Origin of the sequence: Clostridium tertium, assembly GCF_902652255.1 — a bacterium.
In the GTDB taxonomy this organism is placed as follows: Bacteria; Bacillota; Clostridia; order Clostridiales; family Clostridiaceae; genus Clostridium; species Clostridium tertium_A.
On sequence record NZ_CACRTO010000013.1, the window covers coordinates 175625 to 197899 of the forward strand.

23 protein-coding genes and 1 other annotated feature are annotated in these 22275 nt (G+C 27.3%); of the genes, 13 read left to right on the plus strand and 10 right to left on the minus strand.

What is annotated here, in order from left to right; translation table 11 throughout:
• Positions 1–110: 110 nt before the first annotated feature.
• The 3 genes from GPX08_RS05765 (at position 111) to GPX08_RS05775 (ending at position 2190) form a co-directional block, all read left to right on the plus strand.
• Positions 111–383, plus strand: coding sequence for a metal-sensing transcriptional repressor (locus GPX08_RS05765; protein ID WP_156625888.1), 273 nt, complete (start codon positions 111–113; stop codon positions 381–383).
• 57 nt (positions 384–440) lie between these two features.
• Positions 441–699, plus strand: a binding site (T-box leader).
• Between the two features lie 128 nt (positions 700–827).
• On the plus strand, positions 828–1841 hold the full coding sequence (locus GPX08_RS05770) for an aspartate--ammonia ligase (RefSeq protein WP_156625889.1): 1014 nt from the start codon (positions 828–830) through the stop codon (positions 1839–1841).
• Between the two features lie 160 nt (positions 1842–2001).
• On the plus strand, positions 2002–2190 hold the full coding sequence (locus tag GPX08_RS05775) for a 4Fe-4S dicluster domain-containing protein (protein WP_156625890.1): 189 nt from the start codon (positions 2002–2004) through the stop codon (positions 2188–2190).
• Positions 2191–2287: 97 nt separating this feature from the next.
• Here GPX08_RS05775 and GPX08_RS05780 read toward each other — a convergent pair whose 3' ends face one another.
• Both GPX08_RS05780 and GPX08_RS05785 read right to left on the minus strand, forming a co-directional pair.
• Positions 2288–2791, minus strand: a complete 504-nt coding sequence (locus tag GPX08_RS05780; protein ID WP_156625891.1) for a hypothetical protein — start codon at positions 2789–2791, stop codon at positions 2288–2290.
• Positions 2792–2806: 15 nt separating this feature from the next.
• Positions 2807–3571, minus strand: a complete 765-nt coding sequence (locus GPX08_RS05785; protein ID WP_156625892.1) for a threonine/serine exporter — start codon at positions 3569–3571, stop codon at positions 2807–2809.
• Positions 3572–3860: 289 nt separating this feature from the next.
• Between GPX08_RS05785 and GPX08_RS05790 the strand changes: the two genes are divergently transcribed.
• The 3 genes from GPX08_RS05790 to GPX08_RS05800 all read left to right on the plus strand — a co-directional run bounded on the left by GPX08_RS05790 (position 3861) and on the right by GPX08_RS05800 (position 7032).
• On the plus strand, positions 3861–5096 hold the full coding sequence (locus GPX08_RS05790; RefSeq protein WP_156625893.1) for an aminotransferase class I/II-fold pyridoxal phosphate-dependent enzyme: 1236 nt from the start codon (positions 3861–3863) through the stop codon (positions 5094–5096).
• Between the two features lie 193 nt (positions 5097–5289).
• Positions 5290–6045: an exodeoxyribonuclease III gene (gene xth / locus GPX08_RS05795; RefSeq protein ID WP_156625894.1), complete on the plus strand. Its 756-nt coding sequence runs from the start codon at positions 5290–5292 to the stop codon at positions 6043–6045.
• 258 nt (positions 6046–6303) lie between these two features.
• Entirely contained in the window at positions 6304–7032 is a 729-nt protein-coding gene (locus GPX08_RS05800; protein ID WP_156625895.1) for an N-acetylmuramoyl-L-alanine amidase, read from the plus strand.
• A gap of 350 nt (positions 7033–7382) precedes the next feature.
• On the opposite strand, the gene GPX08_RS05805 is transcribed toward GPX08_RS05800, so the two are convergent.
• From GPX08_RS05805 to GPX08_RS05815, 3 genes are all read right to left on the minus strand, one after another.
• The gene (locus GPX08_RS05805; protein ID WP_156625896.1) at positions 7383–7862 is read right to left on the minus strand and encodes a hypothetical protein; all 480 of its coding nucleotides are present in this window, start codon (positions 7860–7862) and stop codon (positions 7383–7385) included.
• A gap of 2 nt (positions 7863–7864) precedes the next feature.
• Positions 7865–8059 (minus strand): helix-turn-helix domain-containing protein, encoded by a 195-nt coding sequence (locus tag GPX08_RS05810; protein ID WP_156625897.1) that lies wholly within the window; start codon positions 8057–8059, stop codon positions 7865–7867.
• Between the two features lie 518 nt (positions 8060–8577).
• Positions 8578–9723 (minus strand): amidase domain-containing protein, encoded by a 1146-nt coding sequence (locus GPX08_RS05815; RefSeq protein ID WP_156625898.1) that lies wholly within the window; start codon positions 9721–9723, stop codon positions 8578–8580.
• A gap of 152 nt (positions 9724–9875) precedes the next feature.
• Between GPX08_RS05815 and GPX08_RS05820 the strand changes: the two genes are divergently transcribed.
• The 3 genes from GPX08_RS05820 (at position 9876) to GPX08_RS05830 (ending at position 12804) form a co-directional block, all read left to right on the plus strand.
• A complete protein-coding gene (locus tag GPX08_RS05820; protein WP_156625899.1) occupies positions 9876–10832 on the plus strand; it encodes a serine/threonine protein phosphatase in 957 nt (318 codons plus the stop codon).
• Position 10833: 1 nt separating this feature from the next.
• Positions 10834–11766 carry a membrane dipeptidase gene (locus GPX08_RS05825; RefSeq protein WP_156625900.1) on the plus strand — a complete coding sequence of 311 codons (933 nt, stop codon included), beginning with the start codon at positions 10834–10836 and terminating at the stop codon, positions 11764–11766.
• A gap of 294 nt (positions 11767–12060) precedes the next feature.
• A complete protein-coding gene (locus GPX08_RS05830) occupies positions 12061–12804 on the plus strand; it encodes a glucose 1-dehydrogenase (RefSeq protein ID WP_156625901.1) in 744 nt (247 codons plus the stop codon).
• Positions 12805–13310: 506 nt separating this feature from the next.
• Here the strand turns inward: GPX08_RS05830 and GPX08_RS05835 are convergent.
• The 3 genes from GPX08_RS05835 to GPX08_RS05845 all read right to left on the minus strand — a co-directional run bounded on the left by GPX08_RS05835 (position 13311) and on the right by GPX08_RS05845 (position 14807).
• A complete protein-coding gene (locus GPX08_RS05835) occupies positions 13311–13778 on the minus strand; it encodes a transcriptional regulator (protein WP_156625902.1) in 468 nt (155 codons plus the stop codon).
• Positions 13775–14026, minus strand: coding sequence for a DUF3781 domain-containing protein (locus GPX08_RS05840; RefSeq protein ID WP_156625967.1), 252 nt, complete (start codon positions 14024–14026; stop codon positions 13775–13777). Before GPX08_RS05840 ends, GPX08_RS05835 begins: the two co-directional genes overlap by 4 nt.
• Before the next feature lie 364 nt (positions 14027–14390).
• Positions 14391–14807, minus strand: a complete 417-nt coding sequence (locus GPX08_RS05845) for a hypothetical protein (protein ID WP_156625903.1) — start codon at positions 14805–14807, stop codon at positions 14391–14393.
• A 172-nt stretch (positions 14808–14979) separates the two neighbouring features.
• Between GPX08_RS05845 and topB the strand changes: the two genes are divergently transcribed.
• From topB to GPX08_RS05860, 3 genes are all read left to right on the plus strand, one after another.
• Positions 14980–17178 carry a DNA topoisomerase III gene (gene topB, locus GPX08_RS05850; protein ID WP_156625904.1) on the plus strand — a complete coding sequence of 733 codons (2199 nt, stop codon included), beginning with the start codon at positions 14980–14982 and terminating at the stop codon, positions 17176–17178.
• Positions 17179–17462: 284 nt separating this feature from the next.
• Positions 17463–18077, plus strand: a complete 615-nt coding sequence (locus GPX08_RS05855; RefSeq protein ID WP_156625905.1) for a hypothetical protein — start codon at positions 17463–17465, stop codon at positions 18075–18077.
• Positions 18070–18393: a hypothetical protein gene (locus GPX08_RS05860; protein WP_156625906.1), complete on the plus strand. Its 324-nt coding sequence runs from the start codon at positions 18070–18072 to the stop codon at positions 18391–18393. Before GPX08_RS05855 ends, GPX08_RS05860 begins: the two co-directional genes overlap by 8 nt.
• A gap of 259 nt (positions 18394–18652) precedes the next feature.
• Here GPX08_RS05860 and GPX08_RS05865 read toward each other — a convergent pair whose 3' ends face one another.
• Together GPX08_RS05865 and GPX08_RS05870 are read right to left on the minus strand one after the other, a co-directional pair.
• Positions 18653–20083: a HAMP domain-containing protein gene (locus GPX08_RS05865; RefSeq protein WP_156625968.1), complete on the minus strand. Its 1431-nt coding sequence runs from the start codon at positions 20081–20083 to the stop codon at positions 18653–18655.
• Positions 20084–20150: 67 nt separating this feature from the next.
• Entirely contained in the window at positions 20151–20825 is a 675-nt protein-coding gene (locus GPX08_RS05870) for a response regulator (RefSeq protein ID WP_156625907.1), read from the minus strand.
• A 197-nt stretch (positions 20826–21022) separates the two neighbouring features.
• Between GPX08_RS05870 and GPX08_RS05875 the strand changes: the two genes are divergently transcribed.
• Positions 21023–22261, plus strand: coding sequence for an insulinase family protein (locus tag GPX08_RS05875; RefSeq protein WP_156625908.1), 1239 nt, complete (start codon positions 21023–21025; stop codon positions 22259–22261).
• The last annotated feature ends 14 nt before the right edge of the window (positions 22262–22275 follow it).

Genomic DNA, 22275 nt, shown 5'->3' on the forward strand with positions numbered 1-22275 from the left:
TAAGATAAATTTGTTTAAATAATAAATATATTTTAATTAATTGAAAGATAATTTAATAAATGATAAAATAGAGATACCCTATAGAGGTATATTTATTAGGAGGTATTGAGATGGAAGAAGAAAATGAAAAGCTACGAAAAGATATAATAAATAGACTTAAGAGAATAGAAGGTCAAGTAAAAGGAATCCAAGGAATGTTGGAAAAAAACGTTTGCTGTTCAGATATATTAGTACAGATTTCTGCCATTAGATCAGCTATAAATAGGGCAGGTGGATTAACTATAGAATATTATGCTAACAATTGCTTAAATATTGAAGATGGATCAGCAGAACAAGAAACATTAAAACAATTAATAAAGACTATTAACACTTTTGTAAAATAATTTTAAAAAACTATTTACACCTTGATGGATAAGTGATAATATAAATAAAAAGAATTATTAAATGCGATGATGAGAAGAAGTAAAGTTAATGTATCTTCAAAGAGAGTTTTACCTTGGCTGAAAGTAAAATAAGTAAGTTAATTTGAATAACATCTCTGAGCTATACCCCCAAAGATAACAACTAGTAGGCGGTAATCGGGTGCACCCGTTATAGTGATAAAGTATCTAAGTTTTACTTACGTACTTGATAAGGCTATTATTGTGAAGTAATAGCGAATTAAGGTGGCAACATGGAATTGTAACTTTCATCCTTTTATTAGGGTGAAGGTTTTTTTGTTTTATTTAAAAAAGTTTATAATTCTTTAAAGAATTTAAATATACGTATATTAATAAATACACATCATGGCTTATTAGCCAGGTAAAATAAAAAGGGGGATTTTTTTTATGAAAATCGATGGAATAATTGTACCAAAAGACTATAAAAGTAAATCAACATTAATTGAAACTGAAGTTCATATCAAAAAAATTAAGGACTTTTTTGAAAGAAAATTATCTGAGGCGTTAAACTTGACTAGGGTTTCTGCACCTTTATTTGTTGACTCAAGTAGTGGAGTTAATGATAATTTAAATGGTATTGAAAGACCAGTCAAATTTGATATTTTATCAACTGGTAGAGATGTAGAAATTGTTCACTCTTTAGCTAAGTGGAAAAGATTAAGCTTATATAGATATGGATTCAGCGTAGGAGAGGGTCTTTATACCGATATGAATGCTATTAGAAGAGATGAAGAATTAGACAACCTCCACTCCGTATATGTTGACCAATGGGATTGGGAAAAAATTATTACTAAAGAAGATAGAACTGAAGAAAAGTTAAAAGAAATAGTTAAAACAATTTATGGAGTATTTAAAGAAACTGAAAAATTTGTAAATAGTGAACTTATGGGAGAAAAAGTAGATCTTCCTGAAGAAATATTCTTTATTACAACTCAAGAGCTTGAGGATTTATATCCAGGTCTTACTGCAAAGGAAAGAGAAGATGCGATATGTAAAGAGCATAAGGCAGTATTCTTAATGAAAATAGGAGATAAATTGAAATCAGGTGAAAAACATGATGGAAGAAGTCCGGACTATGATGATTGGAGCTTAAATGGAGATATTTTATTCTGGTATCCATTATTAGATAGAGCTTTTGAACTTTCATCTATGGGAATTAGAGTAGACAAGGATTCATTAGATTATCAATTAAGGGTTTCTGATAATGATTATAGAAGAGAGTTTGATTTTCATAAGATGTTATTAAATGATGAACTTCCATTTACTATTGGTGGTGGAATTGGACAATCAAGAATTTGTATGTATTTCTTAAACAAAGCTCATATAGGAGAAGTTCAATCTAGTGTATGGGATGAGAAGAATATAAAGGTATGTAGAGAACATGATATAAAATTATTATAATGGAACTAAACCCTGTTAATAAGCCATTGCCATAAATAATAAACTGTAGATAATATTGACATTTTTAAATGTTTATTTATAATAAGGGTATATTAAGTAATAATTATACATGTTAAATTTAAGGAAAATAAGTTTAATATAAATAAAAGGAGGCGAGTTTATGAAAGCATTTGTAGACGAAAATACTTGTATATCATGTGGATTATGTGAAGGAATATGTCCTGAAGTATTCTCATTAGAATCAGGAGTTTCACAAGCAAAAGAAGGTGCAGTTCCATCAGAGTATGAAGATGCAACTAGAGAAGCTTGTGATAGTTGTCCAGTTACTGCAATATCAGTAGAAGAATAATTTAATAGTTTAATATCAAAGTAGATATTATCCAATAAGAAAAGGTGGATTCATTAATTTGACTCCACCTTTTTGTAAATATGTATTACTGTCTAATTTATTTTTTTCTATAATTATCGAGTCTGTATTTAAATAGCCTTCTTTTAGATATTTTTTCAATTTCTCTTATCTCACGTTTATTTTTGGCTGACATAAGCAGTTTTGTTATAGTAGATACAAAAATCACACCTAAAGCTAAAGAACCTGCACTAGCTAAAGTATTTAACCCAAGCTCTATTGATTCCATTATATTGCCATTTACAGCTTCGTACATTGTATAATACATGCCACCTCCAGGTACTAGGGGAATAAGGGCGCAAATTATTAAGGAAGTAACTGGAGTTTTTAAGACTCTAGCCATTATTTCTGAATAAATACTAAATATTATTGCTGAAATAAAAAATGATGAAGTTGTATCCAAACCAAATTCAAAACAAATTAAGCTTACAAACCAACTTAATCCACCTCCAAGGGCAGCATAAAATAAGTTTTTACCTTTTATATTAAATAGTATCCCAAATCCTAGGGTAGCAAAAAAAGCAAATAGTGATTGACTTAACATAATAATCCTCCTAAATTACAGGGTTCCAAAGGTTGATATCCAAAAGCTAAGAACAGCACCAGTACCTATAGCTATTGAGATAGCTACTAGAAATGCCTCTACAGCTCTTGTAAGGCCTGCTAGTAAGTCGCCAGATATTGTATCCCTAATAGCATTAGTAATAGCAAGACCAGGCACTAAAAGCATTATAGATCCTATTATAGTTTTATCTAAATCTACAATTAAGTTTGATTTTAATAAAAAAATTGCAATGATTGCTGCTACACCAGCACAAATGCTATTTATAAAAAATTGGTTAATTCCTAAGCTAGCAAATTTAATAGATACAGATTTTATTACAAGACCAATTAAAAAGGCAGCTAGAGCTTCTCTTAGTTCTCCGCCAAATAAGAAAACAAAGCAAAAAGCACCTAATGCAGATATTAATATAGATGTTTTATCACTATATCTTTCGCCATTATCAATTAATTTTAATTGCTCTTTAAGCTCAGAAACTGTTAATCCTCTATTTACAATATTTCTAGATAGATCGTTAACCTTATGCACTTTATCTAAATCTATAGTGCGAGTCGATACTCTTCTTATTAAGGAATGAGTTTTACCATCATGGCATATTGAAACCATGACACCTGTAGTGGTAACAAAACTTTCAGCTTCTTCAACTCCGTAAATTTTACAAATTCTCCATACTATTTCTTCTGCCCTATAAGTTTCTCCACCAGATTCTAACATTATTTTTCCAGCAAAGGTTGCAACATGAAGTATTTCATTTAAATCCATAAAGATTACTCCTTAATCTAAAAAATTTCTTTATATATTTTCAAAAAATACTAGCATTACTTAGATGCTAGCAAAATATTTTTTCAATGAAATATTGTTAATATATTATAACTTATGTATTATAACATATGGAAATAGTTTATTATAGTAGTTTGTATATTTAATAATCTATTTATTAAATAATATCAATAAAAATTAAATAATTACAAATATCAATTGATTATTCTTGGAAATAAACTTATAATTTACTCAAAAGTAATTTTTTAAAATATTAATTTGGGGTGATAAAATGAATTTTGAAAATCTTTCAAAAGAAGATAAGGCTATTAGTGATTTAATTGAAAAGGAGCTAAAAAGACAGCAGGATGGAATTGAATTAATTGCATCTGAAAACTTTGCTTCTAAAGCAGTAATGGAGGCTATGGGCTCTTTCCTTACTAATAAGTATGCAGAAGGATATCCAAATAAAAGATATTATGGTGGATGCCACGTTGTAGATGAAGTTGAAGATATAGCCAGAAATAGAGCTAAGGAACTATTTGGAGCTGAACATGCTAATGTTCAACCTCATTCAGGTTCACAAGCAAATATGGCAGTATATCTTTCAGTTCTTGAGACAGGAGATACTGTTTTAGGGATGGATTTAAGCCATGGAGGACATTTAACTCATGGTTCACCAGTTAATTTTTCTGGTAAGTTATATAACTTTGTATCTTATGGAGTAGATAAGGAAACTGAAACTATAGATTATGATGTAGTAAGAGAATTAGCTTTAAAGCATAAACCAAAGCTTATTGTAGCTGGTGCAAGTGCTTATTCAAGAATAATTGATTTTAAAGCTTTTAGGGAGATTTGTGATGAAGTTGGAGCATACTTTATGGTAGATATGGCTCATATTGCAGGATTAATAGCTGCAGGAGTACATCCATCACCAGTTCCATATGCAGATTTTGTTACATCAACTACTCATAAAACTTTAAGAGGACCTAGAGGTGGATTAATACTTTGCAAAGAAAAGTATGCAAAGCAAATTGACAAGACTATCTTCCCTGGAATTCAAGGAGGACCATTAATACATACTATTGCAGCTAAAGCAGTATGTTTTAAAGAAGCTTTAGATCCAAGCTATAAAGAATACATTAAGAGTGTTGTTAACAATTGTAGTGTACTTGCTAAGGAATTAAATAACTATGGCTTTAAAATAGTATCAGGAGGAACTGATAATCATTTAATACTTGTAGATTTAAATAATAAGAATGTTACAGGTAAGGATGCTGAAATATTATTAGATTCAATAGGTATTACAGTTAATAAGAATACTGTTCCTAATGAAACTAAGAGTCCATTTGTAACTTCAGGAATAAGAATAGGAACAGCAGCTGTATCTACTAGAGGGTTTAATGAAGAAGACATGAAAGAAATAGCTTCTATAATTAACGATACTCTTTCAGTAGAAAATCCAAATATAGAAGATTTAAAAGGAAGAGTAAAGGCATTATGTGCTAATCACCCTTTATATAATTAAAAATGTAAATAAAATTAGTAGGAATATGTATTACAAATTAATGCATATTCTTACTTTTTCTTTATTTATAATAAAATACAAAGAAAAAATGGATATTACAAGAATACTAAAGAAGAAAATTAAGGGAGAAAATTATTTTCGATATATGTTATAATAAAATTATATTTATTACATAGCAAAGGAGAATTTTAGAATGAAGTTAATATCTTGGAATGTTAATGGAATAAGAGCTTGCGTAACAAAAGGCTTTTTAGATTTTTTTAAAGAAGTAGATGCAGATATTTTCTGTATTCAAGAAAGTAAGCTACAAGCAGGTCAAATTGATTTACAACTAGAAGGCTATCATCAATATTGGAATTATGCTGAGAAAAAAGGATATTCAGGAACAGCAATTTTCACTAAGAAAGAACCTTTATCAGTAGTATATGGTTTAGGAATAGAAGAGCATGATAAAGAAGGAAGAGTAATTACTTTAGAATTTGAAAATTTCTATATGGTAACTGTATATACTCCAAATTCAAAAAATGAACTTGCTAGATTAGACTATAGAATGGTGTGGGAAGATGCCTTTAGAGAACATTTAGTAAACTTAGACAAGAAAAAGCCTGTTATAGTATGTGGAGATTTAAATGTAGCTCATAAAGAAATAGATTTAAAGAATCCTAAAACTAACACTAGAAATGCTGGGTTTACAGAAGAAGAAAGAGGTAAATTTACTGAATTATTAAATGCAGGATTTACAGATACTTTTAGATTCTTTTATCCAGATTTAACAGGAGTTTATTCTTGGTGGTCATATAGATTTAGTGCAAGAGCAAAGAATGCAGGATGGAGAATTGATTATTTTGTAACTTCAAAATCAATAGATGAAAAATTAGTTGATGCAAAAATCCATACTGAAGTATTAGGATCTGACCATTGTCCTGTAGAATTAACAATTGAATTATAATTAATTTTTAAAGAGCTGTCATAAGACAGCTCTTTATTTTAATATACAGATATTTTTAGTGATTTCAATTATTAGATTAAGCTAAGCTGAATAATAAAAACAAGCTATGCACAATATATATTTAATTAACTAATATATATGTTTCAATAAATAATTTAAATATTGTAGTATCATAAAATTTTAAGTGAAAATATTTTTAGTCAAATTACATTAATTGAAAGCATAGGGCAATAAAATTTTTATAACTTAGGAGGAAAAATGAAAAAGAAAAACTTTATTAGTATATTAATAGTTTCCATTATTTCTTTTAATAGCTTAGCTTTAAATCCAAAAGCTTTTACAGAAGAGGAAAATAAAAAATTAGTTATATGTATTGATGCTGGACACCAGAAGAAAGGTGATAGTAAGCTTGAGAATGTTTCACCGAATTCTAGTAATAAAAAGCCCAGAGTTTCTCAAGGTACTGAAGGTATTTCAACAAAGAAACCTGAATATGTAGTTAATTTAGAAGCAGCAGCTATATTAAAAGACTTACTTGTAGAAAAAGGCTACAGTGTAATTATGACTAGGGAAGAGCATGATGTAAATATAAGTAATGCAGAGAGAGCTGAAATAGCTAATAAATCAAAAGCAGATATGACAATTAGAATTCATTGTGATAGTTTAAAAGACAATAGTAAAACAGGTGCAACTCTTTTAGTTCCATCTAGCAAAGGAAGCACAAAAGATATTTTTGATGAAAGTAATAAGTATGCTGAAATATTAAAGTCTAACCTAAAAGATAATGGAGTTAAGGTTAATGGAATATTTGAAAGAAATGATATTACAGGCTTTAACTGGTCAAGAGTGCCAGTAGTAATATTTGAAATGGGATTTATGAGTAATAGTTGTGAGGATGCTATGCTATGTGATAAGAATTATCAAAGAAAACTAATGAGTATAGTAGCTGATTCTATTGACCAATATAAAGAAGCAATTGATAGTTAAGAATTAATACTAGACCGTGTATATTTAAAACAACTTAGAAAATATTAGAAGTTGAAGAGTATGGAAGTGTATTATTTCATTATCAAGAGTAATTTTATAGAAACTTTTAAAAAATTATATTTATAATATATAATATGTGTGTAGTATGTTTAATTAAAAAGTCCAGCAATATTTGCTGGACTTTAGTTTTTAATATATTAATACTATTGCCTAAAAAGTTATTTCAAGTTATATATTTTTGCTTAATTATTTTGATTATATGTATAATAAATAATATTGTTTTTTTATAAAAAAATAGAATATCAAAGTTATGATATCTTGGGGAACAAAACCTTTAAATAATTGCAATTTTATTCGTCTTCTTCAAGTTCTTTTTCGATTTGTATTTGCTTTTTCTTATTTACTATATATAATAATTCAAGAACTATAAATGTAAAAGCCGAGCTACATACAAAAGTAATCAATGAAGCTAGTACCATATCTGACATATTATTTATAAATAAACCCCTAAAATTTATATAATTAAGAGTAACATTTATAGTAGTAACTATAATTCCACAAATAATACTATTTATAATGATAGACTTTTTATTTACTTTATCAGAACTAAAAAGATTATTTCCAACCATTATATTTCGCACTATTACATATAGAGAACCTACTATAAGTAGAATCATTTCAACTGCATATTGAGAAAATTTAGCATCAAAAATATATGACTGAATAATAATTGATAAAAATAAACCTAAAAAAAGTATTTGAAATGCATCACTTCCAATCTTTCTTTTTTGTGATAGAACTCTTTCATCTTGAAGTTTTTCTTTTTTCATTTCTATTCCTCCCAAAATAAATCATTTAATGTTTTTCCAAGCACTTTACATATTGCTATACAAAGATTAAGTGTAGGATTATAATCACCTGATTCAATTAATCCAATAGTTTGTCTTGTTACACCAACAGCTTTTGCTAAATCTGTTTGATTCATATCACACTCAATACGAGCGATTTTTAGTCTTTTATTTTTCATACAGAACCTCCTTATATTATATATACTATGTTATATATTACTAAATGTCAAATATATATTGCATTTTAATTTAAAAATAAAACTTATAATTAAACCTTATAAGATTTATACTTTGTTACTGTTATTAATTAAATTTTAATTATAGGCTATGTTTTAATGTAGTATTAATAATAGGGACAATTTTAATAACAGAAAAGTAGGGATATACCTATAGATTGATATACTCCTATTTTTTTGTTTGCATTATATGACAATTACTAAGTGATTTATTTGAAATACAAGTATATTATACCAGTTATACTATTTTAATAATTATATTTAATTTATATAGTATATAAAAAGGCTATAGGATTTATTAGTTATTACATTAGCTAATAAATCCTATATCTATATTACTTTTTTTTAATATTGCACTATCTATTCCGTATCCATAATACTTTATTTAATTAAATAAATTGCTTTCTTAATTAAATTTTAGAACTCTTAAACTGATATTAGTCTTAAGTTATCATTAGTTATTAATAGTGTACGTGTATTAAATGAAATTTTATATTATCATTACTCCAACCCAAATCGTATGGAACTAGTAATCTATTTGTATTGTGGCAGGTAACTAAAGGATAGCCTTTAGAATCAAAGCCTGTTACTGTTGATACGTGAGTTATTCTACCTTTCTTTTCATATGCTACAAAATCACCAGGTCTTAAGTTAAATGCTGCTTTATATGTTTGTTGATAACTACCTTTCGCAATATAAGAAGCTCTGCCACTTGAAACCATATAGCTTTTAAAGCCTTGAGCATTGAGCCAAGCTTTAGTACCTTCTTTACCAGCATAATTCCATGTTCCATTTTTTTTAAAACCTCCAGCTTCAAATAGAATTTGTGAGGCAAAATTAGCACAATCGCCACCATCAGGATTATGATCTTTGTAACTAGGATTATACTTAAATGTAAATTCTTCATCTTCAGAAACACCGCAATACTTATGAGCATAATCTACTGCCTTTTGAACTTTTTCTGAAGGAGTATATATAGGGGCATTTTGACTTAGTATATAGCTTTTAATTTCATCAGATTTTAAATTCTTTATATCTAAAGAATCTGCAAAAGGATCAGTGTACCATTCCTTAGTTATTATATATCTATCATCTTGTTTTTTTAAATTTAAATAATGATTAGTCCCAAGTCTAAAATGATTTATAGTTTCAGGACTATCTGAATAGGAATAATTAAAATCTGTGGCTACATCACAAATTATGCCATATAGACCAGGTTCTTTTTCCGCTACCTTTCTTATTCTAACTATAGATTTTAAATCCTTAAACTTTACTGCTTGCTTTTCAGACCAATTTATTAAATATTGAGTTTTCTTGGCTTCGCTTTCATAAGCCCATAAACTAACTTTTATTTTTAAATCGTAAAATTCCTTAAGTAGCTCTGAATCCCCAGAGACTACAGCTGCATTTCTCTTTGAAAATAAATCTTCTATTAAGAATTTAAATTCTCTCTTTACTTCTTCTGAAGAGGAGTCTATGAAGTTTGAGGATTGAATTTCTTCATTATATAAATCACAATAATCTTTGTCAGCTTTAACGTTAATATAAGGAATCAAATTGAAAACTAATAAGGATATAAGAATAAGTTTATTAAATTTTAGCTTCAAATTCTTTCTTCTCCTTTCAAAGTGGACTATATATGTAGTTTGTACTAAAAAATAAAATTTATATGTAACTTTTAAATTAAATACATAAGATATTTTTAGCAAATTTGTAATTTAAACATATAATATTTATAATTAATTTTAGAGGAATATTTATGAAGCGATTAAATTATCTTTATGAAAATTCAAAAGAAGTAAGATTTGATAACGGTGATAATATAGTATTTATGTCTGATATTCATAGAGGAGATGGAACCTTTTATGATTCATTTTTACCTAATAAAAATATATATAAGGCAGCTTTATCTTATTATTATAAAAAGAGCTTTATTTATGTGGAAGTTGGCGATGGAGATGAACTTTGGAAAAATATTAATTGTACAGACATAGCATATGTGTATAGTGATATTTTTAAAATACTTAATAAATATAAAGAGGAGAATAGGCTTTATATAATTTATGGAAATCATGATATAATAAAGAGTAGAGAAAATTTTTATATTTCACAATATAGAGCTTTAAAAAAGATAGGAAGTAATTATGGACATAATTTTTTGAAGTTTATAAAGGGCTTAAATTTTTATGAAGGTATTAATTTTAAATATACTCCAATAAATGAAAAATTCTTAGTAACTCATGGACATCAAGCTGACGAGTTTAACTATAGGTATTGGATGATTTCTAGATTTTTAGTTAGATATCCATGGAAGTTTTTAAATGGAATTGCTGGCTTTAGAGATCCATCAAGTCCAGCTAAAAATAATAAAAAAGGAAATAAGGTAGATAAGAAATTAGAAAAGTGGTCTAAAGATAATGGTAAGATGTTATTATGTGGACATACACATAATAGTAGAATGCCTGAATTTAAAGAGCCGCCATATTTTAATGATGGATGTTCAGTATTGCCTTATGCTATTACAGCAATTGAAGTTGAAAGTGGTAGAATTTCTTTAGTTAAATGGAATATTGAAGCTCAGGAATCTGGGGTATTATGGGTTAGAAGAAAAGTAATAACTGGTCCTAGGAATATAGAGGATTATTTATTATGGGCAAGACAAGAAAGAATCAGAATGATTGAAGAAGAAAAGACTAGTAGGAGAAGAGGAGATTAAAATGAATTCAATTGATTTACATTGTGATACAGCTAGTAGATTATTATATGAAGATTTAAAATTAAGGGACAGTAAATGTAAAGTAGATATAAAAAAACTAAAAGAAGGAAAAGCTTTAGCACAAGTATTTGCACATTTTATTGAGCTAGATTTAGTTAAAAATCCGTATGATGAGTTTATTAATATGTACAATAATTTAGTTAAGGAACTAAGTGAGAACAAAGATAGTATAGAAATAGTTAGAAGTTTAAAGGAATTAGAAGAAGTTAATAGTAATGGTAAAATAGGAGCATTCTTGTCTATAGAAGAAGGTGAAGTTCTTGAAGGAAAAGTAGAAAGAGTACAAGAGATTTATGATATGGGAATAAGATTTATTACTTTAACATGGAATTTTAAAAATAGTATAGGTTATCCAAATGCAGGATATAAATATAAAGATAATGGATTAACTGAAAAAGGTAAGGAAATAGTATTAGAAATGGAGAGAGTTGGAATAATCCCGGATTGCTCACATTTATCTGATGGTGGTTTTTATGACTTAGTAGATATTTGCAAAAAACCTTTTGTTGCAACACATTCTAATGCTAGAGTAATTACTGATCACTCAAGAAATTTAACTGATGATATGATAGTTAAGCTTGCTAATAAAGGCGGGGTTATGGGATTAAACTTCTGTGCACCTTTCCTAGGCAAGGAGAAAGTGCCAACTATCAATTCTATGATAGCTCATCTAAAACATATAAAGAATGTTGGAGGTGTTGATGTATTAGCGTTAGGAACTGATTTTGATGGAATTGAAAATGAAGTTGAAATAAATAATATTGCTGAAATAGGTAAACTTAGAGATGCTTTATTAAAAGAAGGATTTACAAATACTGAAATAGATAAAATTTATTATGGAAATGTAAAAAGAGTACTTAAAAAGTGGTTATAGAAATGAAATAATTCTTATATGGTGCTGTAGCACAATGAAAAATTAAGAATGAATAATGAAAAATTAATGAAAAAACTCCTAAGGAGTTTTGAAAATAAATTAATTTTAGTAATTCTGTAAGAATTACATCAATAATTCTTCATTTCTAATTTTTAATTCTTAATTTGGGATATTTGTAAGACACCCTAATATAAGCGTTCTATTATTGCAACAAAAGAAGGAAATTCACAGTGGGTTATTTAAAGAGGAAACTTTTTATAATTTACTAAAGAATAAAAAGTTAAGGAGAAGAAAATGGAAAGTTTACAAGGAAAAATTGCTTTAGTAACTGGTGGTACTAGAGGAATTGGAAAAGCAATAGCTTTAGAGTTAATTAAAGAAGGTGCTACGGTCATTATTAATTATTCAAAGGATGACTTATCAGCAGAGGAAACATATAAAGAGATAGAAGAAATAGGTGGATATACTAAGCTTTATAAAGGTGATATATCTAATTACGATTTTTGCAAGGAAATGATTGATTATATAATAAAGACCTTTGGGAAAATAGATATTTTAGTTAATAATGCTGCTGTTTCCTTTAGGGGATTATTTATGGACTTTTCAAGTAGAAATATTGAAAATATATTTGGAATTAATGTATTTGGAGCTATGTACTTAAGCAAAGAAGCTATACCTCATATGATAAGCAGAGGAAGTGGAAATATTATTAATATATCTTCTATATGGGGTGAAGCTGGGGCTTCTTGTGAAGTACTATATTCTAGCACAAAAGGAGCTATAAATTTATTTACAAAGTCCTTAGCTAAAGAAGTAGCTCCTATGGGAATAAGAGTTAATGGAATAGCTCCTGGAGTAATAGATACAGATATGAATTCTTTCTTATCTCCTGAAGAAAGAGAAGAGTTAGAAAATGAAATTCCAGTAGGAAGGTTTGGAGATCCTAAAGAAGTTGCTGAATTAGTAGTATTTTTATGTAGTGAAAAATGTAAATATATAAACGGACAGATCCTAAAAATCGACGGAGCTATGCTTTAGATATATTGGGAAATTAGGACTCTGTTAATATCTTACGCTATGTCTCCGTCGCAAGCTCCAAGTCGACCTACGCATAAGATATTAACAGAGTACATTATCAATATATCTACAGGATAAAATGCTTTGGACTAAAGGAAAAAACTATGCGAGCATAGTTTAGCAGAAGTATTATATTGAGTTATTGGACTATGCTGACGTTGCAAGCTCCAAGTCAGCTTTCACACAATATGTATAGAGTTCTATAACTAATATAAAATCTTAAGATAAAGGTCGGACACTGAAGGAAAAAACTATGCGAGCATAGTTTAACAGAAGTGTTATCCTGAGTTATATGATTAGTATGACCTTGCACGCTCCAAGATGGTTTACGCATAATTTTTGAATTGCGCACTAAAAAACACCGTATATTCCCTCTTGAATAATACGGTGTTTTCCTAATTTAATATTTAATTTAATCCATGCAATACTTTAATGTTGTTCATTAGATAAATATTAGATATTAGTATTTAAGCTTCAATTGGAATATAAATATCAATGATGGAATTTCCTTTATTCCAATTGAAACGATAATCATATTTTTCAAAATGTAAAAAATCACTTTGAATAGCTCTACAACTGATACTTGGTAATATTTCTTGATAGATTTTTGTATAAGTATCATAAATTTTATCCATAGAACCTATATGTTCAACAACTAAATATTTATGTGCCTTAACTTCCTTTAATACAAAACCCTCCGGTACAACTGTTTTCTTTGGTATAGCACAATAATAGAATAGTTTTCTCTCTCGTCTTTCTGTAAAAGCATATTTAACCCAATTTCCATGTTGTGATAAATATGCTTTTTTCAAGTTGGTATTAAATTTTGTCCAAAACTTCGTACTAATTTGAATATTTCTTTTTTGTAGATTTGTAAGTTCAATTTCTTGTCCTATAATTGAAAACTCGTCTAATTCTTGTATATAATACTTCATTTTTTCCCCTTATGTGCTGTAATAATTGTGTAGCTATATCCATTTACAGTTATAATAACATTATCTATATTAATATACCAATTTTTACCTCTTAGTATCATGATAGCATGAGGTAATTTTATTTTGTTTTTACACCATTCAACCACATCATCTACATCTAAAGAAATATTTTTTTTGATTCGCACAACCCCTAATTCTGTTGTATGTAATTTATCTAAATTTATAAGTAACTCATTGCTTACATTCATCCTCATAATCACCCCATACATTTGTCAAGTTTCTATTTATTTATATGCTATCAGATATATTTTTATTTCGCATTATAATACAATTACGAGTTAATTATAACATATTTTGAAAATACCGTAATATTCAATTTTTAAAGTTCAAATTTTGTTATTTAGTTCGCAATAATTTCAAGATGTTAATTTACTGGATAGAACTTTAGATTAATAAATAATAATAAACTGGTAAATAGAAATTATATTTTATTGTGAATATATTTAATAAAAAAGTCTTTTAGAAAATTTTTTCTAAAAGACTTTTTTTATTTCTTTGATAAAATGATATTTATAATTATTTTCTAACTTGAGAAGTTGAATACATAGACTATTATTTTGATATACTACTATTTTTAGAATATTTATTATAAGCCTTCTTTATAGCTAGCACTATTAATTTAATTAATAAATATATTAAGAAAACATAAATGAAGCCATATAGTCCATAAACTATATCAGCAAATTCCATATTTCCTCTGTTAGTTATTTTTTGTTGAATTTCTATTGCAAATACTATTACTAACATTACTGTAAAGGTGTAAATAAATGAAATTGCAGTTATGCTATATTTAGCAAGCTTTTTAAAGACTATTTGTGTAAATGCAAAAATTAATATTCCTATTACAGCCATAAATATAAAATGAAGTTGCTTATCATTAAGAGTGTATCCTGCAATTCCTACTATGTCCAATACTTTGTCATGTAAATCATTTATAAAACTAGCTATTAATTTTAATATTTCTACCATAATAAACCACCCCACAATTATTTATGAGTTATTATATCATTAAATCATTATTATTGCTAATTTATGATATAATATAGACTTATAGGATAATGTAATGGTGCTGTCTCACAATGAAAAATTAATTTGGGTTGTTTGTGTGACACATACATTAAAGAAAGAAAGGACATTTTATATGGGAAAAATATTAGTACTAGCAGAGAAACCCTCTGTTGGTAGAGACTTAGCAAAAGTTTTAAAAGCTAACAATAATAAGGGAGCTTATATTGAAGGAAATAAATATGTAGTAACTTGGGCTCTTGGTCATTTAGTAGGATTACAAGATCCAGAAGGCTACGATGAAAAATACAAAACTTGGAGTATGGAAACACTTCCAATGTTACCTAAAAATATGAAATTAACAGTCTTAAAAAAGACATCAAAGCAATTTTATGAAGTTAAGAAACTTTTAAATAGAAATGATATAGAGGAAATAGTTATTGCAACTGATGCAGGAAGAGAAGGAGAGCTAGTTGCAAGGTGGATAATAGAAAAGGCTGGGGTTAAAAAGCCTATAAAAAGACTTTGGATATCTTCACAAACAGATAAGGCAATCTTGGATGGATTTAAGAATTTAAAACCTGGAAGTCAGTATGAAAATTTATATAAAGCAGCTGTTTGTAGAGCAGAAGCAGACTGGATAGTTGGACTTAATGCTACTAGAGCTTTAACTTGTAAGCATAATGCCCAATTATCAGCAGGAAGAGTTCAATCACCTACTTTAGCTATGATAGTAAATAGAGAAGAGGAAATTAAAAACTTCGTTCCAAAGGATTACTATACAATATTAGCTAAGGCAAATAGCTTTTCTTTAACTTATGTTAATAAAGATAATAATGGAAGAATATTTAATGAAGATGCTGCGAATAGCATAGTAAACAAAACAAGGGGTAAGGATGGAGAAGTAGTTTCAATTACAGAAATACCTAAAAAGAAATTTGCTCCAGCTCTTTATGATTTAACTGAACTTCAAAGAGATGCTAATAGAATATGGGGATATTCAGCAAAACAAACTCTTTCAATAATGCAAAGGCTTTATGAAAATCATAAGGTATTAACATATCCTAGAACTGATTCAAGATATATTTCTAGAGATATTGTAGGAACTTTAGAAGAAAGATTAAAGGCTATTTCAGTAGGTCAATATAGAAGTATTGCAAGTGAAATACTAAAGGGAAAAATAAATGCTCATAAGGGATTTGTAGATGATAGTAAGGTAAGTGATCACCATGCTATAATTCCAACAGAGAAAAAACCAAATACAGTAAACTTTAGCAGTGAAGAAAGAAATATTTATGATTTAGTAGTTAAGAGATTCTTAAGTGTAATGCTACCTCCTTTTGAATATATACAAACAAATATTGTAGCAGATATAAATGGAGAAAGATTTATTGCTAAGGGTCAGGTAATAAAATCTAAGGGATGGAAAGTAGTTTACAGTAAGGAAGATATAGAAGATTCATCTAAGGATGATGATATTAAAGAGCAAGTCTTACCTAAGTTAAATAAAGGAGATAAGATAAAAATAAACTCTATTAACTTAAATAAGGGTCAAACTAAGCCACCAGCTAGATTTAATGAAGGAACTTTATTATCAGCTATGGAAAATCCTCAAAAGTATGTAAATGTTAATAAAGAAGCTGCGAAAACATTAAATGAAACTGGGGGACTAGGAACTGTTGCTACAAGAGCAGACATAATAGAAAAATTATTTAACTCCTTTGTTATAGAAAAAAGAGGAAAAGAAATAGTTCCAACTTCAAAAGGTAAACAATTAATAGAATTAGTTCCAAATGAACTTAAATCACCTTTATTAACAGCAAAATGGGAAAGTAGATTAGATGCTATTAGTAAAGGAAAAGAGAGTGATACTAGTTTTATTAAAGAAATGAAAAATTATTCTATTGCCTTAATAGAATCAATTAAGGGAGATAATAGTAAATTTATTCATGACAATAAAACAGGTAAAAAGTGCCCTAATTGTGGAAAGTATCTTTTAGAGGTAAAGGGTAAAAATGGAGTTATGAATGTATGCCAAGATAGAGAATGTGGATATAAGGAAAATGTTAGTAGAACTACTAATGCAAGATGTCCAGAATGTAAGAAAAAGTTAGAAGTTAGAGGACATGGTGATGGTAAGATATACGTATGTACTGGAGCTAACTGTAACTTTAGAGAAAAGGCATCACAATTTGAAAAGAGATTTGACAAAAAGGGCAAGGTAGATAAAAGAGAAGTAAATAATATAATGAAGAAGATGAAAAAAGAAGCAGAAGATTTTAATAATAATCCTTTTGCGGCTCTTCTTGGAAATATGAAAATAGAAGATAAATAAGATGAATAAGTCATAGCACAGGTTACAATCTGTGTTATGACTTATTATTTTAGGGGGATTTTCAATGAAATTTGAATTTTTTAATATCGGTATAATATGTTTTGGTAAAGCATATTATTATATAAATCATGACACATAAGTATAGAAGAGTATATATAATTTGTAATAAGTATTACACATGTATTAAGCTACATTTTATATTAATGATATTTAAGTAATATGATTAATTCCACAACTAAATAAAAATTAAAAGAAATATATTTATTAGAAAGAGGTAGGTGACATTGCTTAAGAATATTGAGAAAAATATTAGTATAGAGAGCAATAGATTTATAGAAAAGGCTGTTAAGGCCTATATTAAGACCTATTATAAAGAAAATAATATTGAAGGTTTTTCCCCTAATAGAATAATAGAAGACAAATCAAAAACACTTAAATATATACGCAAGAAAAGAAGAGAGCACAATGGAAATTTGATTTCTATAGAGGCGAATATTAAAGCATTAGAAAATACTTATAGTGAATTAAATATAGGGAGAGATGAGAGAATTACATTAATTAAAAACAGTAAAGAATTTGTTTTAGAAGAACATAAAAGTATTGAAGATATAGAAAGTGCAATGGAAGAAAGTAAAAGAATAATTGAAATGGAAAAAGAAAAATATAAAGAATTAAGAAATAAGTTAAATACGTTTAATGAATTATCTATGGAAGAGGAAAATTTAGTTTACTTATTATTTAATTATATAAAAAGAGAGTTTTTTAGAGAACGAAAATATATTTTAAGGATATTAAATGATGATAATTTAAATGAATTTGATTTAATATTAGCTTTTGAGTACATTTCAATAATTACTAAAAAAATGTTATTAGTTGAGGAGGGATTGTTAGGTGGATAGTTATTTAAAGGAGGATTTGTTAAATGAAAACATAAAAAATAAACTAAAGAAAATTTATAATGAGGTTGTAATAGATGATATAAAATTAGAATTATTAAAAAATAAAAATGAAATAGTCCAGAATTTAAATAAAGGCTATGACTACAAAAAAAGTAATAAAGAGATATTAAGTAAGTTAGATCAATTATTAATAGTTACAGATATGATTGAAAATAAAGATGAGCAAAAGATAAATTCAGTTTTAGTATATAATAAAGTTCTATTGTTTTCTAATATAGTTCTAATTATTTTATTATTAATTAGCTTTTTTGTATAAGATTATTAAGATAAAAGCTTTTTTAAATATTAAAGACTTAAGGATTTTTAATGAAATAGTTAGCTTTTAAGTATTCTAATATATTTATAATAATTATTTAATACTTATAAAAGAACTGTTAATTTTTAAAATAAAAAATTTAAAATAATAGATTTAAAATAGAAAGAAAAATGGAGCTGGTAAAAGCAGCTCCATTAAAAATATTTTAATATTAAAAACTCCCTTAGAGTTTTGTAATTCATTATAAATTATACATTAATTATTCTATTTCATCTTCGTTAGCTTTTTTTAAAGTAAATTCAAATTTAACACCATCTTCAGTATTATATAACTTATAATTACTTTCATGCAGAGTTAATATTCTTTTTACTATTGCTAGACCTAGACCATTACTACTTTGAGAAGAATTTCTAGCCTTATCAAGTTTATAGAATTTGTTATATAGTTTAGAAAGTTCTTCATTGGGTATATTAGCACCTTTATTTTCAACAGAAATATCAACAATTTCATTTTTGTCTAGAACTTCAATTATAACTTTTTCTCCTCTAGGAGTATATTTTAAAGCATTACTAATTAAATTAGTCATTACTTGTTCTAATTGAAGTGTATCGCCAATAACATAGCAGTATTCAAAATCTGATATTAAATCTAAAGTTATATTATTAGCTTCAAATTCTAAAGAGAAGCTTTTTATTAGCTTTTGAATAAGTCTTAAAATATTAAATCTTTCTATAAGTATATTAGAAATTCCAGCTTCTAATTTAGAAAGTTCAAGCATATTTGAAACGAGTTTATTCATTTTATTAGCTTCATCTATTATAGTATCTAGATAAAGAGATGCTGATTCACCAGTTGCTATTCCATCTTTTAAACCTTCAGCATAACCTTCAATAATACCTATAGGGGTCTTTAAGTCATGAGAAACGCTATCTACAAAGTCTTTTCTCATAGATTCTAATTTTCTTTCTTTTTCTATATCTTCCTCAAGTTTTTTATTTTTATATTTTAAGTCTTCTAAGGTGTTCTTAAGAGTGGAAGATAAGAAGTTTAGCGTTGTGGCTAAGTCTCCAATTTCATCATCAGATTCTACATCACATTTTGCGCTAAAATCCATTGCTGACATCCTTTTTGCAACTTTATTTATATTTACTAAAGGCTTTGAAATTAAATTAGCATATATTGAAGATAAGATTATCCCAATAATACTAAATCCTAAAAATAAATAGAAGTAAAACTCCTTAATTACAACTGTGGCCTCATTAATTGGCTGCATTGATGATACTGTTACAAAAATAGAATCGTTTTTACTATTTAATGACATTGGAGTTAAAACACCAATCTTAGTAGATTTAGTGTACTTATTATCATAAACTTTAGCTTGTGGTTTACCAGAAGATAATACATCATTCATTAACTTATCATCATTAATTAACTCTTCACAGAAGGCTGCAAAGGTTTGAAGCTCTTCAGCTGATGCATTAGGATCGCGTATAGCTTTAAGTCTACCATCTAATGTGAAAATAGCTACTTTAGAATTTGTGTCTTGTTCAAAGTTAGACATGGCAGTACCTAAAATTCTATTAGTGTTTTGATAAGAATATAGTTGAGTAAATTCAACTGAATCCTTAGCTAAATCATTAATTTTTTTTCTTAAATAAAAGTCTTCAAAAAATATATATTGAAATAACATGCTAAAGATTAAAACAATAAATATAAGACCGAAAGTTATAATAAATATTTTCTTTGAGATAGTAAATTTATTTTTTTGCTTCAAACCTATATCCACTTCCTCTTACTGTAATTATATAAGTAGATTTTTCACCAAGTTTTTCTCTTAGTCTTTTTATATTTGTATCCACGGTTCTTAAATCTCCATAATAGTCAAGCCCCCAAACATTATCAAGTATTGTATCTCTAGAGAGAGCTATACCTTCATTATCAGCAAGATAAGATAGCAACTCAAATTCTTTAGGTGATAAGTTAATAATTTCATCATTTACTTTTACTTCATGAGATAATTTATTTATAGTTAAACCGTTATAATCATTTACATTAGAAAAGGTCTCTTCAGAAGTTCTCTTAAGTAAAGCCTTTACTTTAGCAACAAGAACCTTAGGTGAAAATGGTTTAGTCATATAATCATCAGCACCCATTTCATAGCCAAATAGTTTATCTTCTTCTTGACCTTTTGCAGTTAAAAGTATTACTGGTACTTTAGAAACTTTTCTTATCATTTCAAGGACAGTAATTCCGTCAACCCTTGGCATCATTATATCTAATATAACTAAATCAACTTTACTATTCATAAAGTAGTTTAGTCCTTCATCACCATCACAGGCTTCAATAACATTAAAACCTTCTTTAAAAAAGTAGTCTCTAAGAAGAAATCTAATTCTAGTTTCATCCTCAATTAATAAGATATTCTTTTTCATAAAAGCCTCCTAAAACAATAATCTTATCTATAATTATAAATGCGATAAATTATATGGTAAAGTATAAAAGCTATTATTTAATATTAAGATATTATTAAGGTAGATAATTATGTGAAAGACAGATATAATAAAAGTATTATATTTTTGAATGATTCATATTATACTTAAACAAGGTAATGTGAAGGATAGGTGGATGGATGTTTAAATTGAATTTTGATGTTGAGAAACATTTTTTAGATAATGGGTTAGAAGTTATTACTATAAAAAAAGATACTAAAATTTCTGCAATAAATATAGGAATAAAAGTAGGATCATTATATGAAGATAATAATGAAAGAGGTATAAGTCACTTTATCGAGCATATGCTATTTAAGGGAACCAAAACTAGAAGTTACGAAGAACTTAATGATGAACTAGAATTTTTAGGGGGAGAGTATAATGCCTATACTGATTATACTTCAACTGTATACACTGTTAGCTGCTTAGAAGAGGAATTGAAAAAAGCAATAGAGATTTTAGGAGATATGATTAAAAATCCAGAATTTAACAGTGAAGAGCTAGAAAAGGAAAGAGGAGTTATCCTAGCTGAAATGAGAACTAGCAAGGATGATATTGAAGATTTGAGTTTTAAGAGAACTAATGAAGTAGCTTTTAATAAAAGTCCTTTAAAGTATGATGTAGCTGGATTAGAAGCGAATGTTAAGAGTTACTCGAGAAAAGAACTTTTAAGTTTTTATAATAAATATTATATTCCGAATAACTCAATAATTACTATTGTATCTTCTTATGAACATAATGATGCTTTAGAAGAAGTAAAGAAGGTTTTCTCTAATTGGGAAAAAGGTAAAATTAATCATAAAGATATTATAATAGAAGATAATAACCCTGTCTTAGTTACAACTAAAAAAAGTAATATAGAACAAAACACTATAGTTTATTTATATACTTTTCATAACTTAGATAAAGATTTAGAGTTACCTCTTAGAATTTTAAACCATAGACTAGGAGAAAGTTCTAATTCTTTATTATTTAGGGAGATTAGAGAAAATAGGGGACTAGCTTATGATATTTATACTAGTATAGATATGACTAATAACGTTAAGACTTTATATATCTATACTGCTGTAGCGGAAGAAGATTTAAGTTCTGCAATTGAAGCTATAGATGAAACTATTGAAGCAGTTAAAAGTGGAAAGCTTGCAATAGGAGAAAGACATTTAGAACTTATGAAGAAAGTTCATAAGACTGCTGTGATTTCAACTTTAGAAGATCCAGCTGAATTATGCAATTATATACTTCATCAAGGATTAGATGGAGAAAACTTTTATGAGTTTGTAGAAGATATGGAAAAACTTCATACATTAGATATAAATAAAATTAATGAAGTTTCAAAAAAGGTACTAGATAATCCTACAATTCATATACTAAGATCTTAATTAATTGGAGATAA